This window comes from Streptomyces sp. NPDC026673, assembly GCF_040638135.1.
In the GTDB taxonomy this organism is placed as follows: Bacteria; Actinomycetota; Actinomycetes; order Streptomycetales; family Streptomycetaceae; genus Actinacidiphila.
Genome location: NZ_JBEZXR010000004.1, coordinates 13,947 through 29,090, shown reverse-complemented (window position 1 = coordinate 29,090; position 15,144 = coordinate 13,947). Strand labels below are relative to the sequence as shown.

Genomic DNA, 15,144 nt, shown 5'->3' with positions numbered 1-15,144 from the left:
CGGCGCTGAAGGCACGGTGTCTGGTGGGTGGGGGTCAGTTGGCCGGGGCGGGGTACTCGTCGGCGTTGAGCACCCACCCGGGTTGTGCGGAGAAGTCGCGGCGCGGGCCGGCGAAGATGTCGATCAGGTGGTTGACGCCGGAGCCGATGGCCTGCGAGGTGTGCACGGTGGGCGGCGGGATGATGGCGACCGAGGGGCTGCCGACGCGGGCGTGGTCCTCCGGCCGCCAGGCCGTGGCGTCGGGGCCCCACGGCGTCTGGATGTGGTGGATGTAGGTGCCCGCGACGACGAGGCTGCACTGTTCGAAGTCGTCGTGGGTGTGCGGCGAGAGCCTGCGCGGATCACGTGGACCGTCGCCCGGCTTGAAGAACCCGACCATGAAGGCGCGGGTGCGGAAGATCCGGCCGAAGCGCCGGGGGTCCTCCGGCACGTCGGCCATCAGGTAGGTGCGCCAGCGGTAGCCGCCGACCGGCTCCGGCCACGGCTCCAGCGGTGCGACCCGCGGGTGCGGCTCGGCGTACCGCTCCGCGTTGACCGCCCGCTTCGCCCACTCGACCTCGTCGGACTGGATCAGCTGGACGATGGGTCCGGTGCCCGTGCTGACGATCTCGCTGGGACCGGGCGGGACGACGACCAGCGCCGGCCCGGTGACCGCGTGCTCCTCGCCCGATCCGGAGCCGCGCAGGGAGCTGTGCTCGTCGATCAGCAGCACGACCTGTTCGGATTCCAGCTCGGCGGAGAAGATCGTGTCGCCGGGTTCCGGCTGGGTGTGGATCAGCACGAAGTTCTGGCCCCGCACGATCCACTGCCGGCTGCCCGCCTCGGTGACGGCGTCGGGGGCGGTGACGGAGAAGTCGAGGAATTCCGGTGCGGCGATCGCCTCGCCGGAGCGCTGGGGTGTCTTCGCGGACGTCGCCGAGGTCGCCGAGGTCGCCGACAGCGCGGACCGCGGGTCGTCCTGGGTGTAGGTCACGGGTTCTCCTCGAGGTGCTCGAAACGCAGGTGCAGGCGTCCTTCCTGGTCCAGCCCCCGGCTGAGCCGCACGGGCGCTCCGACGCGCAGCGAGTCCGGGTCGGCGTCCAGGTGGGAGAGGACACGGGGGCCTTCGGTCAGTTCGACGTAGGCGATGGCGAAGGGGCTCTTTCCGGCGTGGTCGCCCTGACCGCGGTGGTTGACGGTGTAGGAGTGGACGGTGCCGGTGCCGGAGAGCGCCCCCCAGGCGAGGTCGCCCGACATGCAGTGCGGGCAGCGGGCGCGCGGGTACCAGATGAGCGTGCCGCAGTCGGTGCAGCGGGGAAGTTCCAGCCGGCCCTCGGCCAGCCCTTCCTCCAGGCGGGTCAGGACCGGGTCGTGCGGGGTCATGCGTCCTCCGATCCGAGCAGCAGGGTGGCGGCGGCGGAGCGGAGGCCGAGGTTGCCGCCGTGGCCCTGGACCAGGGCGATCCGGCAGTCCGGCACCTGGACCTCGGGCGCCGCCTCACCGCGCAGTTGGCGGACGGCCTCGATGGTGCGGATCATGCCGCCGCGGGAGTCCGGATGGTTGTTGCACAGGCCGCCGCCGTCGGTGTTGAACGGCAGCCGGCCGTCCGCGCGCAGGGTGCCGTCGGTGACGAAGGCGCCGCCTTTGCCCTTCTCGCAGAAACCGAGGTCCTCCAGGCTCATCAGCACGGTGATGGTGAAGGAGTCGTAGATCGAGACGTAGTCGACGTCCCGAGGCGTCAGTCCCGCCTCGGCGAACGCGCGGGGTCCGGACACCGCGGCGCCGGTGTGGGTGAGGTCGATCCGGCCGTTCGCGCTGTGCTTCACCGTCTCTCCGTGTCCCAGGATCTTGACCGTGCGACGGGGGAGTGTGCGGGCGATCTCCTCGGAGACGACGACCAGTGCGCCGCCGCCGTCGGTGGTCACGCAGCAGTCCAGCCGGTGCAACGGGTCCGAGATCATCGGCGAGTCGACGACGTCCTCGATGGTGACCGGCTTGCGCAGCAACGCGTGCGGGTTGTACTGCGCGTGGTGGGCGGCCGCCACCTTGATCTCCGCGAGCTGTTCGGAGGTGGTGCCGTACTCGTGCATGTGCCGCCGGGCCGCCAGGGCGTATCCGGCGGGCACGGTGATGCCGTAGCCCGCCTCGTAGGGATGCTCGGGACCGCGGGCGCCGCCGGTGGTTCCCCCGCCGTTCAACGGGAGCCCGGCCATCGCGACCAGGGCCACCCGGCACTTGCCGGCCGCCACGGCGGCCGCGGCGTGTCCCACGTGCATGGGGTAGGAGGCGCCGCCGGCCTCCGTGACGTCCACATGGGAAAGTTCCGTCAGTCCCAGGTGGTCGGCCATCGCGATAGAGCCGAGCCCGGGGACCTCCGAGCAGAAGAAGCCGTCGACGTCCGCGAGGCCGAGCCCGGCGTCGGCGAGCGCGCCGTAGGCGACCTCGGCGATCACCTGCGGCACGGTGCGGTCGGGGATCCTGCGCAAGGGATGTTCGAAGGCCCCGGCTATGCGCGCGGACACCTGCCTGGTCATGCGGAGACTCCTCGCAGATCGACGGTGTAGGTCGCCTCGGTGACCGCGGCGATGTCGTCCGGGGTGATGCCCGGGGCGCACTCGCGCAGCGTCAGGACGCCGTCCACGAACTCGAAGACGGCCAGGTCGGTGTAGACGCGGTCGACCACGCCGGGACCGGTGAGCGGGAAGCTGCATCGTTCGCGCAGCTTGGGTCCGCCGTGCTTGTCGACGTGGGTCATCATCACCCAGACCCGGCGGGCGCCCGCGACCAGGTCCATCGCGCCGCCCACCCCGGGATTGCCGCCGGGGACCAGCCAGTTCGCCAGGTCGCCGTTCTCGCCGACCTGCAGCGCGCCGAGTACGCACAGGTCCAGCCGGCCGCTCCTGGCGATGGCGAAGGACAGCGAGGAGTCGAACGACGCGGCGCCCTCGAGGAGCGTGACGGGGTTCTTTCCCGCGTCGGTGACATCCGGGTCCGGCTCGCCATCGGGGGCCGGGCCGACGCCGAGCAGGCCGTGTTCGCAGTGGTAGATGATCTCCCTGCCGGGCGTTGCCTGTTCCGGCAGGAGCAGCGGGGCACCGATGCCCACGTTCACGCACCAGCCGTCCACCAGGTCGCCGGCCACGCGGCGGGCGAGTTCCGTCCTGGTAAGGCCCTGCTGTGTGGTGGTCATCGGACCGGCTCCCCCAGGGTTTCGACGACATGGTCCACGAACGGACCCGGCAGGTGGACGTCATCGGGCGCCAGGGATCCGACGCGTTCGACGTGGTCGGCCTGCACGATCGTCAGGCGGGCGGCCATCGCGGCCAGCGGGTTGAAATTGCGGGCGCCGAGCCGGAACCGCAGGTTGCCGTAGCGGTCGGCCCGGTGGGCCTTGACCAGGGCGACATCCGGTCGCAACGGCGACTCGAACACGTAGGTGCGGCCGTCGATGACCCGGCTCTCCTTCTCCGCCAGGACCTCCTGCGCCGCGCCGCCCTCGCCGTACCGGACCACGAACCCGCCGTCGGCGAGCAGGGTCCCGGCCGCGGTCGGGGTGAAGAACCCGCCGAGCCCCGAGCCGCCGGCACGCAGCCGTTCCGCCAGGGTGCCCTGCGGTACGAGTTCGATCTCGACGCGGCCGGCGAAGTACCGCCGGAAGAACTCGGGGTTGATCGGGAAGGAGCAGGAGAACCTGCGTACCCGGTCCTCCTTGAGGAGCCTGCCGATTCCACGTTCGCCCGGCAGGCCCCGGCCGCCGTTGTTGGCGATGACGTGCAGATCGCGTACATCGCGGTCGCAGAGCGCGTCGATCAGGTCAGCCGGCACTCCGGTCTGGCCGAACCCGCCGATGACGACGGACGCTCCACTGCGGACCGCGGACAGGGAGGCCGCGGCGCTGGGCCGTATCTTGCCGATCATCGGACGGCCACCGGCAGGGCCGCCCGGGTCTGCGACAGCGTCCGCCGGGCCGCTCCGTTGATCATCCCGGTGTCGTTGCCGACCAGGAGGAACCGGCAGCCCTGCTCGGCCCGCAGGCGGATCTGCTCCTCGCCCTGCACCACCGTGCCGACCGGGACGCCGGCGTGTACGGCGGCCTCGATCGATCTGGACACGGCGTCGTGGACGGCCGGTGAGCCGGTGGGCACCCCCAGGCTGAGCGAGAGGTCACCGGGTCCGATGAACACGGCGTCCACACCGGACACGGCGAGGATCGCCTCGATGTCCTCGACCGCCTCCCGCTCCTCGATCATCGCGATCCGTGCGACCTCCTCCTGACCGGCGCGTACGTACTCGGCCGGCCCGCCGCTGATGCCGCCCCACAATCCGGCCCGCGCCGCCAGTCCCATTCCCCGCGAACCGGCGGGAGGGAAGAGGAACTGCCTCATCGTCGCCTCGGCCTGCGCGGCGTTGGAGACATGCGGGACGAGGATCCCGGCCGCTCCCGCGTCGAGGTAGCGCTGGGCGTCGCCGTAGCCGTGGTCGGTGATCCTGACCAGCGGCGCGACGTTCATCCGCGAGTAGAGCACCACCAGGGAGTACACGTCGCGGACCGAGAGCAGAGCGTGCTCTGTGTCGATCACGACGAAGTCGAAGCCCGCCGCGCCGATGATCTCGGCGATCTCCAGGGAGGGAATCTTGACGAACGTGCCGACCACGGGCGGGCCGGCCGACTTCAACAACTGCTGGAACATGATCACGATCTCCGTTGATGAGCGGTACCAGGGGGAGTTCGGGATGCGAACAAGCTGTTCGCGATACGCAGCATGGCACCGGTCGTCCGGCCGGGCAAGAGGCGGGAAGCGGATCGGAGAAGTTCCGTGCGCCCCGCGACCGCGCGGACAGGTCGAGCGGCGACCGATGCGTTCGCGAGGGCGAGTTGACGGCGCGGACGCGACGGGCGGAGTGCGACGACGGCGGTGCCGGTGGGCCCGGCCGGGACACGGAGCGCCGCACGTCACAGCGGACACGGGTGACATGACGCCCCGTCGGGTTCCTTCGCGATGGCCGGTGGGTTGTCCATGGCACCGGGACTGTGTGATCGCCGATGTGAGACCGCAGGTGAGATCCGGTCGTGGGACGATCGCTCGGTGACGCGCCCCTTGGATCGTGACCGATCCCTCGAAGAGCTTGCACGTGACCGCTGGCCGGCTCCGTCAGCCGACGCCACCCGTCTCATCACTACCGCACACGCCTTGCGGCATCGGCCGATCGGCGAGCTGACCGTCGAGGACATGCGCTTGCTGATCGGGCAGGACATCGGCCTGCCCTACCTGCTGCCCCTGGCAGTGGAGGTGCTGCGGGAGAACCCGATGGCGGAGGGGCACATGTACGAAGGTGATCTGCTGTCCGCGGTCCTCACCAGGAGCCCGTCGCTCTGGGCCGAGTTCCCCGAACTCGGCCGTGAACTGCGCGGGATCGTCTCGAAGTCGACCGGCCTGCCCACCGACCTGCGCCGGAAGGTCGAGCGCTTCCTGATCGCATAGAGCACCGCCGCGGGAGGTTCCCCGTGGAAGGGACGGTACGCGCGCTTGCGGAACGTCTCGCGGGAGCGATCACGGGCCGGGACGCGTGGCCGATCGGCCACGGGTGAGTCGTTCGCCGAGCCTGCGCGACCGGCATCGACCTCAGCCCCGGGATGCCGGAGGTGGTGCCTTCACCGCGGGCGGCTTCCGGATCTCCGTCATCAGCGAGCCGCAGCCCGTCCCGGCCGTCCGCGAGCTGTTCCGCGACGAATTCCACACCCTGTCCGCCAGGACGGGCTTCCCGTTCCTCGTCCTGGAAACCACCTGATGACACCGCACGGCCAACGGCGGGCCGATCCGGTGCTCTCATCCCGATCGGCGATTGCACTACGCCCCGTTATGCGCGGCCCTCAGGTCGACGGATCGTCGACCCTGAGCTCATCCCCTGTATTGCTGACGAAAACGACCAGCAACTGCGCCGGCTCGGTGCGGCTCGCGTTCTCCGACAACACGTGATGGGCGCCGGGCGGCTCGATCCAGTATTCGCCCTTGCGATAGGTGCGGACGGGCTCGCCGACGAGCTGGCTGCGCACGGTTCCCTTGAGGACGTAGGCGTAGACGAAGGCGTCCCCGTGCCGGTGCGGGGGCGTACGCCCATCAGGGGGATAGTCGACGATCGCCGAGGTGAACGTCTTGCCCTTGATATTCGGAAGCGCTTGCTCGAACTGGACGGAGAACTTGTCGGACGGCCTCATGGACGATTCCGAAGTGACGGCGGCGGCCGGCGCCTCGCCATTGACGTCCTGTCCTGCGGTGCCGCACGCGGTCACGGCCGCCAGAGTGAGGGCAGTGGCGAGAAGGCCACGAGGGAACGCCATTCGGGTCACGAGGGCTCTCCTATCCGGTACGAATTCTCCGATGCGCGGCGCACACAGCGGACCAGAGGGTTGCGGACAGCGTCCGGAATTCCCTTCCGGGCCTCGGCAGGGATTCCGCCGCGATGTCGCGACGGTCGCCATCGGCCTTCGAGGCGCATTCGGTCTCCGACATGCCGCGCCGGGTCGTCACATGGATCCGGGCTGCGCATTCGTTCCGGCAGCCGGGACCCATCGAGGATCCTAAAGCGGAATCAGCCCGAGCGCCCGGGCTGGCCGCGGCCGCCGATCCGACGGGCCGGAGGACGGCGCATGCGCACCGGGTCCTCGTGCCGCATCAGGCGACGCTCGCCTGGGCCCGGAAAGAAATTCGGTGGGCCGGATCGGCCGAATCTGCCACGCTCACCCGATGGGCGCATTGGACGCGGTGGCAGCCAGGGTCGCCGGGGGTGACACCGTCGAGTTCCGGCCGAGCGGTTCGTCGATGGTTCCGTTGATACGCAGCCGGCAACTGGTGGCCGTCGCTCCGGTCGACCCGTCGAAACTCGCGGTCGGGGACATCGTCCTCGCCCGGGTCGCCGGCACCGTGTACCTGCATCTGGTGTCGGCCCTCGATCCGGCGAGGAAGCGGGTGCAGATCGGCAACAACCGGGGCCACGTCAACGGCTGGACCGGCCACGACCGCGTGTTCGGGATCTGTGTGGCGGTCGACGGGGTCTCCCGGCCCGGTGCCGCGGGCAAGGTCCGCACGGCCGAGCCCGACGACCGGCCCTGAGCGGCGCCGGGGTCTGCCGCAGTCCGCGCGGCACCGGGCAGTCTCCGGGTGGCGCCTCAACCCTCGAGTCCGGTCGCAGCCCTGGCCCGGATGGCGGCGCCGCACTTATCCTCCCGTGCGGCATCGGTCGTCATTACGGGGGGAAACCGTGTCCACAACGTCACGCCTGTCGTCCGCGCTCGGCTGGGCGCTCACCATCGGCTGCAACATCGTCCTGCCCGTCGTGACCTACCACCAACTGACCCAGGCCGGCTGGAAGGAATTCCCCGCACTCCTGGTGTCGGGCGTGTGGCCGGTGCTGGAGTGCGCGATCACGCTCGCCTGGCGCCGCAGGATCGACGAGTTCGCCGTCATCACGGTGGCCTTCCTGGCGGTGAGCGCCGTCGCCGCGGTCGTCATCACGGCCACCGGCCCGCACTCGGCGCGGCTGCTGCTCGTCAAGGACTCCGCCGTCACCGGCCTGTTCGGGCTGTTGTGCCTGGCCAGCCTCGCCGCGCCGCGCCCGCTGATGTTCTACTTCGGCCGCAGGTTCGCCACCGACGGCAGCAAGGAGGACGCCGAGGTGTACAACGGCATGTGGCGATACGAGGGATTCCGGCGCACCCTGCGCGTCATGACCACGGTCTGGGGACTCGGTTACGTCATCGAGGCCCTGACGCGTATAGGTCTGTCGTACACGCTCTCCACCGCCACGATGGTGACGCTCAACTCCGTGCTCTCCTACGCCGTCCTGGGCGCCCTTGTCGTCTGGACCATCCGTTACGGGCGCCGCGCGGCCGCCCGTGGCCGCGAGCAGGAGGCGGCGGCAGCGGAGCAGGGGGCTTGAGCCTCCGCCGCCGGTCCGGGCGGGGCCGCATCGCCAGGATGCTCGACGACGCAGTCCCGCGCGTCTCTTCGACGCCGTGATCACGCCGGCCGCCGCAAGATCGTTTCACGTGGGTGGTGCACCATTGAGAATGGACCCATGACGGAAGAACTGGTGAGGTTCCTCGAGGCGCGGCTGGACGAGGAGGCCGACCTGGCGCGGAGTTGCGACGGTGACGGATGCGGCGAGTGGTCTGCCCACGGGCACACGGTCGACTTCTGTCAGGTCGACCTCCCCGGTTTCCACCCCACGATCGCCCGGCATGTGGCTCTGCACGACCCGGCCCGTGTTCTGCGCGAGATCGCGGCCAAACGGCGCATCCTGGCCCGGCATGCCCGCGATCCCTGGCCGTGCCACGACTTGCGGGATCTTGCGTCGCCCTACACCGGTCATCCCGACTTCCCCGCACGGGCCTGAAGCGGCGGAGCCCGGCGGACGGCCCGACAGGGGCGGCGCCGCACACCCGCGGACCGGGCCGAAGTCCGGTGTGGCGGACGGGTCGTGATCGTGGAGCAGGTGAGGTCCCCGGTGGGGTCCGCCGAGCGGGAGCCCTGACCACCGGAGACCTCGTCGCCACGCCGTCCTGACCGGATCCGCCCTCGGCGTCAGGAGATCCGGACCGTCACGGACTTGCCGGGCTTGAGGGTGAGCTGCTTGCGGAAGTCGCCCGCGCGCAGCTCGGTCGTGGTCCCGCCCGTGCTCCGGACGGTCGCCTCGGTCACCTTGCCGTTCCGCCAGGACAGATCCACTTCGAAGCCGCCGCGGGCGCCGACGCCGGTCACGGAACCCCTGGCGGCCCAGGCACCGGGGAGCGCCGGCAGGAGCTCGATGACGCCCGGCCGCGAGTAGAGGATCATCTCGAGCGCGGCCGTGGCACCGCCCAGGTTCGCGTCGATCTGGAAGATCGTGTAGCTGCCCTGGCTGTACATGTCGAACCAGTTGGCCGAGGTGCCGTTCCCGTTGCTGATGGACGGCCGGAGGACGGTCAGGTAGAGCTGGTAGGCCTTCTCCGCGTCCTTCAGCCGGGACCAGCACAGTGAGCGCCATGCGCACGCCCAGCCGAAGCTGTCCATGCCGCGGGCGGTGAGCAGCTCACGGACCCCCTCGAGCAGTTCCGGCGGGCTGGTGTCGGCGGCGATCCGGTCGCCCGGGTAGAAGCCGATCAACGGGGACAGGTGCCGGTGGGTGGTCTCGCCGAGGTTGTCGGGGGTCATCCACTCCTCGAGCCAGCCGGTCTTCGGGCTGACCCGGGGCAGGTGGAGCCTGTCCTGCATCGCGCTCAGTTCGGCGGCCAGTTCGGTGTCCCGGTGGAGGACGCGGGAGGCGGTCGTGAACTCTTCGAAGAGCTCCCAGGCCAGTTCCTGTCCGTAGGTGTTGCCCTTCCGGTCCGGCCCGTGCTCGGGCGACCAGGAGGTGTCGTCGATCAGGACCTGTCGTGATGTCCCGTCGGGACCTGTCACGGTGGTGCTGATCAGGCGCGCCTGCCAGAACTCCGCCGCCCCCTTGAGGACCGGATAGATCAGCTCCAAGTAGGCGCGGTCCTGGCTGTACTCGTAGTGCCGCCACAGTGAGTTGCACAGCCAGGCGTTGCCCGAGGGGTGCCAGGCCCAGCCGCTGCCGCCGTGGATGTTGGTGGAGAACGCGACCGCCCAGCCGGCGATCTTCCCGGTGCTGTTGCGGAAGCGGTTGCGGTCGTCGTTGTACAGGCGTTTGGTGACGTCGGTCCAGACCGGCAGTTGGGACACGCAGTACCTTGCGAGGGCGTACGAGTTCTCGCCCAGGCCGGCCGGGTCGGCCAGCCAGTAGTTCATCTGGACGTTGATGTCGGTGTGGTAGTCGGCGTACCAGTCCGGGTTGTTGTTGTGCACCCATATGCCCTGGAGGTTCATCGGCAGCCAGTCGCGGGAGCCGGTGATGGTCAGGTAGCGGCCGTACTGGACGTACGCGGCCTCCAGTTCCGGGTCCGGCGTGGTCGCGTCGGTGTACCGCACGGCGATGCGCGACCAGGAGTCCAGGGACCGCTGCAGTGCCGACGACTCACCCAGATCGATGGTGAACCGGTTGTAGAGCCGGTGGTAGTCGGAGACGTGGGTCTTGAGCAGCTCGTCGCCGGAGACCTTCGCCGCGGCGGCGATCTTGGCGCGGGCCACGGCGAGGGGGTCGGTGCCCGGTTCGCGGAAGTGCTTCGCGGCGTCGGGGGAGTAGTCCGTACCGCCGCACACCACGATCGTCAGCTCGCGGCACCCGGCGAAGGACAGCTTGTCGCCGTCGACGCCGACCCGGCCCGAGGTGCTGACCGCGGTCACCGCCGCCGCGTAGCGCAGACCGTTCTTCAGCGTCCCGGCGAACGAGAGGTGGCCGTTGCCGCCCGCGGTGGTCTCGCCGTGCGTGCCGGCCAGCGAGATCGTGCCGGTGTGCGGGCCGCCGGTGAGCCGGATGACGACCACGTCGTCCGGGTGGCTGGCGTAGACCTCGCGGCGGTGGAGGTCGCCCTCGTGCACGTACGTCGCAGAGACCACGCCATTGCTCAGGTCGAGCCGGCGACGGTACTTGCTCACCGCCGTGCCGGAGTGCCCGGGCAGGGCGATCCGGAGCTTGGCCAGGAGCCCGAAGCTGCCGAAGTCGTCCGGGCCGTAGGGGAGCTGGCCGTCGTCGGTCAGGGTGTCGTTGCCGCCGCCGGTCCAGAAGGCGCCGTCGGTCAGATAGAGGAAGTCGTCCGCCGGATCGCAACCGACCAGTGCGCCCAGCCGGCCGTTGCCGACCGGCAGGGCCTCTTGGATGATGCGTGCCTCGTCGGCGGGTGTGCGGTACCAGATCGTCGTGGCCTTGCCCTCGGGGACGATGTCCACGCTGGACGGGCGGGCGGGAGCGGCATGTGCGGCGAACGGGTAGAGGCCGCCCGAGAGGGCGAGGCCACCGCCGGCGGCGCCGGCGAGACGGAGGAAGTCACGGCGGGAGGAAGCGGGCACGGCAAGGGGTCCTTTCCCAGGGTTACAGGAGCCCACAAGAAGTATTCATAAATAATCAACTTGTTTCAGCCATGTCAACGACTCGCGCCAAATCAACCCGACCTTTCTTCTCGTCCCAGTCGAACTTATGGGCTTTTGGCTACCATTTTCCCCATCGAACGGGCGGAGTCGGCGGCCCGTCGATGCGAGGAGATCGGATGTCTGACGGGGCGGGCGTGAACGCGGAAGCGTGGCGCTCCTGCCGTCTGGTGACGCCCCGCTCATCCGGCGGGACCGTCACCATCCGCGATCGGCCACTCCCGCGCGATGCGGGGACGACGGCGGCAGCGGCCGGCAGGAGCGAGAGCCGTGACATGGGGCACGGGTCGAGCCGGCACCGCAGGCCGCGGCGTAGTCACGGTCCCGCCACCGTACGTGAGGGTGGGCGGGGGTGGTCGTGCCGCAGCGGCTGCGGGGTGGCAGGCCGGGTTGCCCCACCGGCACGGTGCGGCAACCTGCCGATCGGGGGAGATCGACTGAAGGCACGGCCCGTTCCGTACCCTGGCGGCATGCGCATGCGTCCCACTTTGAGCTGGACCCCCGTCGAGGACCTGCCGCCGGCCACCACGGATCTGGCGCCGGTCGCCGATGCGCTGGGCGCGGGCGGTGTGCTGGTGCTGAGCGGGGCGGGCATCTCCACGGAGTCGGGCATCCCCGACTACCGGGGCGAGGGCGGCAGCCTGAGCCGCCACACGCCGATGACCTACCAGGACTTCACCGGCAGCGCCCATGCCCGGCGCCGTTACTGGGCGCGCAGCCACCTCGGCTGGCGCACCTTCGGCCGGGCCCGCTCCAACGCCGGGCACCGTGCCGTGGCCGCGTTCGGGCGCCACGGCCTGCTCTCGGGTGTGATCACCCAGAACGTCGACGGCCTGCACCAGGACGCCGGCAGCGAGGGCGTCGTGGAACTCCACGGAAGCCTGGCCCGGGTCGTGTGCCTTACCTGCGGCGACCTCAGCCCGCGCCGCGAACTCGCGCGGCGGCTGGAGGAGGCCAACGCGGGCTTCGCGCCGGTGGCCGCCGGAATCAACCCGGACGGTGACGCCGACCTGACCGACGAACAGGTCGGGGACTTCTCCGTCGTACCCTGCACGGTCTGCGGCGGCGTTCTCAAACCGGACGTGGTGTTCTTCGGCGAGGCCGTTCCCCCGGACCGGGTCGAGCACTGCCGCGACCTGGTCCGGGAGGCGGCCTCGCTGCTGGTCCTGGGCTCCTCGCTGACGGTGATGTCCGGGCTCCGGTTCGTCCGTCAGGCGGCCCGGGCCGGGAAGCCGGTGGTGATCGTGAACCGGGACCCGACCCGGGGCGACCGGGAAGCCCTCACCCGGGTCGCGCTTCCGCTGGGCACAGCGCTCACCTCCGTGGCCGGCCGGCTGGGAATCCCCGTCGACGACCACACGGTGGCCGGGTGAGGTGCTGACGGCGGTGAGGGCGTCCGGTCGCCGCCGGCCGGCCGGTCGTGCCGTCAGCGCGTGCCGTCGTCAGGGGCGGCGACGTCGCGTACGGCCTCGGCGATGGCCGGGAAGTCCTTCTTGAGGATCGAGCCGTGGTTGCCGGCGACCTTCGCGCCGAGCCGGATGTTCGGGTTGCGGGTGATCACGGCATCGAGGCCGGTGCGGATGCGTTCCTGCTCGTCACCCCGGCTTCCCAGGGACGTCCCCGAAGCGACCACGTACCGCACAGGGACGGTGATGCCGTCCAGCACGGGACCCAGCTCGCGCTCGCGGGAGAGCCTGCCGAGCTCGATGTTGCTGGCCGCCATCTGGTCAGCGGTCATCCGCGGGGCCAGGCCCGTCGGGCGCACCAGCGGCAGGAACCAGCTCATCCGCCGGAACAGCTTCCGGATCCGCCGCTCCATGGCCTCGTCGAGCCAGTCGTACGGGAAGGCGCCGTCGACCAGGACCGCGCCCATGGCACGCTCCGGGTTCCGGCCTGCCCAGTGCGCCGCGACGACCGCCCCGTAGGACCAGCCCACCAGCAGCGCCCGGTCCACACCCCTCGCCGCGAGCACGGCGTCGACGTCCCGGACGGCGACCTCGAACGAGTAGTCCGCCGAACGCCTCGACCTGCCGCGGGCACGCTCGTCGTAGGTGATGTGCCGCCACTGCGGCCCCAGTTCGGCGATGACCCGCCGCCAGTACCCCTGGGTGGCGAATTGGCCGTTGAGGTAGACCACCGGGATGCCGGGACCGCCGGTGTCGGTGACGGCCAGGGCCGTGTCGTCGACCGGCACCATGCCGGTCCACCGGGAGCCGGTCGAGGTGGTGCTTTTCTGTGTCATGTGGTCCCCCTGGTCGTGTGAGAGCGTTCGGTACGTCATGTCCGGGCCCCGTGTGTGGGTCGCGGGGCCCCGTGCGGGCGGACGGCCGGGCCCGCTGTGGCGACCGGCGGGATCCCGATCGCGATGGGCCCGGCCGGGCCGTCCTGGTGTCGTTCCCTCAGAGGCTGCGGGCGGTGATGTCGCCCTGTGAGGTGGTGGCGCGGATGTCGAGTTCGGTGGTGCCGTCGTTCTTGAGGGCGTTGCTGATGCGGCCGTGGCCGGTACCGGCGTCCAGGGCGGCCGAGACACCGGCTGCGGCGCCGACCGAGATGTCGCCGGACCGGGTGCGGAGCACGACGGTGCCGGCCACGGCCTCGGCGATCCGGATGTCGCCGCGTTCGGTGCTGATCTCCGCGGGGCCGCCCAGCCGGCCGACCTCGACGTCGCCGTCGATCGCGGTGAGGCGAAGGCTCGCGGCCTCGTCGACCTTGATGTGGCGGTACGCGCCGTCGAAGGCGATGTCGCCGAGCCGTCCGACGCCGCGGAGTTCGGCGCCGGCCGACGTGGCGTCGACGCGGGAGCCGGTGGGGAGTTGGACGGTCACCTCGACGGATCCGGAGGGTCCGAGGATCCGGCGCGCGGCCTCCGGGGCCGCGATCCGCAGGACGCCGCCGTCGTAGCTGACCTCGATCTGCTCCGCCGCCTTCACGTCGCGGCTCTTGGCGGCGTCCGCGGGCAGGATCTCGACCGTCGTGTCGGCTCGGTCGGCCGCGATGAACCGGATGCGTCCCGCGGGGATGTCGAGGACGGCGGTCACTTCGGCCGGGGTGTCGAACTTCTGCATGGTGCTCTCCTTCGTCCGTACCGTGAGGCCCTGCGGCCCTCGGTTTCTGATGACGGAAACGCTACGTTGCGTTCATAAGGGTGGCAACTGCTTCGTTGCGCAAATCTGCCGTTACTGCAGGCTGTTGCAGGGAAATTGTTGCAATGACTGTAAAGTCAATGCAACTGCTCCACTGGGGATCGTTGCATTGGCGTGAAGGTGAACGCTATAGTGCGGGCACCACGGAACACGAAGGAGATCGCGATGCCGGGAGGCCGACTCACCCAGCAGGAGCGCCAGCAGATCGCGCTGGGGCTGGCCGACGGACTCGCCTACGCGGAGATCGCCAGACGCCTCGACCGCCCGACCTCGACCGTCACCCGCGAGGTCATGCGCAACGGCGGCCCCACCGGCTACCGCGCCGACCTCGCCCACCGCGCCACCCAGCACCGCGCCCACCGCCGCCGGCAGACCGCGCCGAGGGACCCGAACACACCCCCGCAGCCCCACGGACGCGACGCCGAGGCGGTACGCGCGTACGAGGAGACGTTCACGACCCTCCTCATGCATCAGGGCCTGCCCAGGATGACGGCCCGGGTGCAGGCGTGCCTCTACACCACCGACGCGGGCAGCCTCACCGCGGCCGAACTCGTCCAGCGCCTCCAGGTCAGCCCGGCGACCATCTCCAAAGCGATCGCGTTCCTCGACAGCCAGGGCCTCATCCGCCGGGAACGCGACGAACGCCGCCGTGAGCGCTACGTCGTGGACGACGACGTCATGTACCAGTCGACGATGGCCAGCGCCCGCGGCACCGCCCTGCTCGCGGCGACGGCACGGGAGGGCGTCGGCATCCTGGGCGCCGGCACCCCGGCCGGCACCCGGCTCGAAAACATCGCCCGTTTCGTCGACTTCGTCTCCGAGAGCATCGCCCGCGCCGCGGAGCAGGCCCGCGACGTCCTGCACAGCCAGCCCCCGGCAGCCTCGGACGACAGCGCCCCATCACGTCCGGACCACGGATAGCCGTTCGCGGTGGCGCGCGCAGGTCGTCCCGGTGACCGGTCGTCGAGTGGGGTTCGGATCAAGGGGGTTGGTGAGTC

17 protein-coding genes are annotated in these 15,144 nt (G+C 70.7%); 7 read left to right on the top strand and 10 right to left on the bottom strand.

Annotated features, from left to right (window positions below; genetic code table 11):
• Positions 1–34 precede the first annotated feature (34 nt).
• The 6 genes from AB0F62_RS04575 to AB0F62_RS04550 are packed head-to-tail and all read right to left on the bottom strand — an operon-like array spanning position 35 to position 4,670.
• Complete coding sequence (locus AB0F62_RS04575) at positions 35–973, bottom strand: hypothetical protein (RefSeq protein ID WP_361792111.1); 939 nt, start codon at positions 971–973, stop codon at positions 35–37.
• The gene (locus AB0F62_RS04570) at positions 970–1,362 is read right to left on the bottom strand and encodes a Zn-ribbon domain-containing OB-fold protein (protein ID WP_361792109.1); all 393 of its coding nucleotides are present in this window, start codon (positions 1,360–1,362) and stop codon (positions 970–972) included. Before AB0F62_RS04570 ends, AB0F62_RS04575 begins: the two co-directional genes overlap by 4 nt.
• Positions 1,359–2,513: a thiolase domain-containing protein gene (locus AB0F62_RS04565; protein ID WP_361792107.1), complete on the bottom strand. Its 1,155-nt coding sequence runs from the start codon at positions 2,511–2,513 to the stop codon at positions 1,359–1,361. Before AB0F62_RS04565 ends, AB0F62_RS04570 begins: the two co-directional genes overlap by 4 nt.
• Complete coding sequence (locus AB0F62_RS04560; RefSeq protein WP_361792105.1) at positions 2,510–3,169, bottom strand: 3-oxoacid CoA-transferase subunit B; 660 nt, start codon at positions 3,167–3,169, stop codon at positions 2,510–2,512. The genes AB0F62_RS04565 and AB0F62_RS04560 overlap by 4 nt, the downstream gene beginning before the upstream one ends.
• The gene (locus AB0F62_RS04555; protein ID WP_361792103.1) at positions 3,166–3,897 is read right to left on the bottom strand and encodes a 3-oxoacid CoA-transferase subunit A; all 732 of its coding nucleotides are present in this window, start codon (positions 3,895–3,897) and stop codon (positions 3,166–3,168) included. Before AB0F62_RS04555 ends, AB0F62_RS04560 begins: the two co-directional genes overlap by 4 nt.
• On the bottom strand, positions 3,894–4,670 hold the full coding sequence (locus AB0F62_RS04550; RefSeq protein ID WP_361792101.1) for an aldolase/citrate lyase family protein: 777 nt from the start codon (positions 4,668–4,670) through the stop codon (positions 3,894–3,896). Before AB0F62_RS04550 ends, AB0F62_RS04555 begins: the two co-directional genes overlap by 4 nt.
• Positions 4,671–4,979: 309 nt before the next feature.
• On the opposite strand from AB0F62_RS04550, the gene AB0F62_RS04545 reads away from it, so the two are divergent.
• Both AB0F62_RS04545 and AB0F62_RS04540 read left to right on the top strand, forming a co-directional pair.
• Entirely contained in the window at positions 4,980–5,462 is a 483-nt protein-coding gene (locus AB0F62_RS04545; protein WP_361792099.1) for a contact-dependent growth inhibition system immunity protein, read from the top strand.
• A gap of 103 nt (positions 5,463–5,565) precedes the next feature.
• The gene (locus AB0F62_RS04540) at positions 5,566–5,769 is read left to right on the top strand and encodes a hypothetical protein (RefSeq protein ID WP_361792097.1); all 204 of its coding nucleotides are present in this window, start codon (positions 5,566–5,568) and stop codon (positions 5,767–5,769) included.
• 82 nt (positions 5,770–5,851) lie between these two features.
• On the opposite strand, the gene AB0F62_RS04535 is transcribed toward AB0F62_RS04540, so the two are convergent.
• Entirely contained in the window at positions 5,852–6,319 is a 468-nt protein-coding gene (locus AB0F62_RS04535) for a cupin domain-containing protein (RefSeq protein WP_361792478.1), read from the bottom strand.
• A gap of 406 nt (positions 6,320–6,725) precedes the next feature.
• Here AB0F62_RS04535 and AB0F62_RS04530 point away from each other — a divergent pair, with 406 nt between their 5' ends.
• From AB0F62_RS04530 to AB0F62_RS04520, 3 genes are all read left to right on the top strand, one after another.
• A complete protein-coding gene (locus AB0F62_RS04530; protein WP_361792095.1) occupies positions 6,726–7,091 on the top strand; it encodes a S26 family signal peptidase in 366 nt (121 codons plus the stop codon).
• 148 nt (positions 7,092–7,239) lie between these two features.
• Complete coding sequence (locus AB0F62_RS04525) at positions 7,240–7,917, top strand: VC0807 family protein (RefSeq protein WP_361792093.1); 678 nt, start codon at positions 7,240–7,242, stop codon at positions 7,915–7,917.
• Between the two features lie 138 nt (positions 7,918–8,055).
• On the top strand, positions 8,056–8,373 hold the full coding sequence (locus AB0F62_RS04520) for a DUF6221 family protein (RefSeq protein WP_361792091.1): 318 nt from the start codon (positions 8,056–8,058) through the stop codon (positions 8,371–8,373).
• A gap of 188 nt (positions 8,374–8,561) precedes the next feature.
• Here the strand turns inward: AB0F62_RS04520 and AB0F62_RS04515 are convergent, their stop codons facing one another.
• Positions 8,562–10,925, bottom strand: coding sequence for a glycoside hydrolase N-terminal domain-containing protein (locus AB0F62_RS04515; RefSeq protein ID WP_361792089.1), 2,364 nt, complete (start codon positions 10,923–10,925; stop codon positions 8,562–8,564).
• Positions 10,926–11,473: 548 nt separating this feature from the next.
• Here AB0F62_RS04515 and AB0F62_RS04510 point away from each other — a divergent pair.
• Positions 11,474–12,376 carry an NAD-dependent protein deacetylase gene (locus AB0F62_RS04510; protein WP_361792087.1) on the top strand — a complete coding sequence of 301 codons (903 nt, stop codon included), beginning with the start codon at positions 11,474–11,476 and terminating at the stop codon, positions 12,374–12,376.
• Positions 12,377–12,429: 53 nt separating this feature from the next.
• Here AB0F62_RS04510 and AB0F62_RS04505 read toward each other — a convergent pair whose 3' ends face one another.
• A complete protein-coding gene (locus tag AB0F62_RS04505) occupies positions 12,430–13,245 on the bottom strand; it encodes an alpha/beta hydrolase (protein ID WP_361792085.1) in 816 nt (271 codons plus the stop codon).
• 157 nt (positions 13,246–13,402) lie between these two features.
• Positions 13,403–14,068, bottom strand: coding sequence for a DUF4097 family beta strand repeat-containing protein (locus AB0F62_RS04500; protein ID WP_361792083.1), 666 nt, complete (start codon positions 14,066–14,068; stop codon positions 13,403–13,405).
• A 243-nt stretch (positions 14,069–14,311) separates the two neighbouring features.
• Between AB0F62_RS04500 and AB0F62_RS04495 the strand changes: the two genes are divergently transcribed.
• On the top strand, positions 14,312–15,067 hold the full coding sequence (locus AB0F62_RS04495) for a helix-turn-helix domain-containing protein (protein WP_361792081.1): 756 nt from the start codon (positions 14,312–14,314) through the stop codon (positions 15,065–15,067).
• Positions 15,068–15,144: the final 77 nt, after the last annotated feature.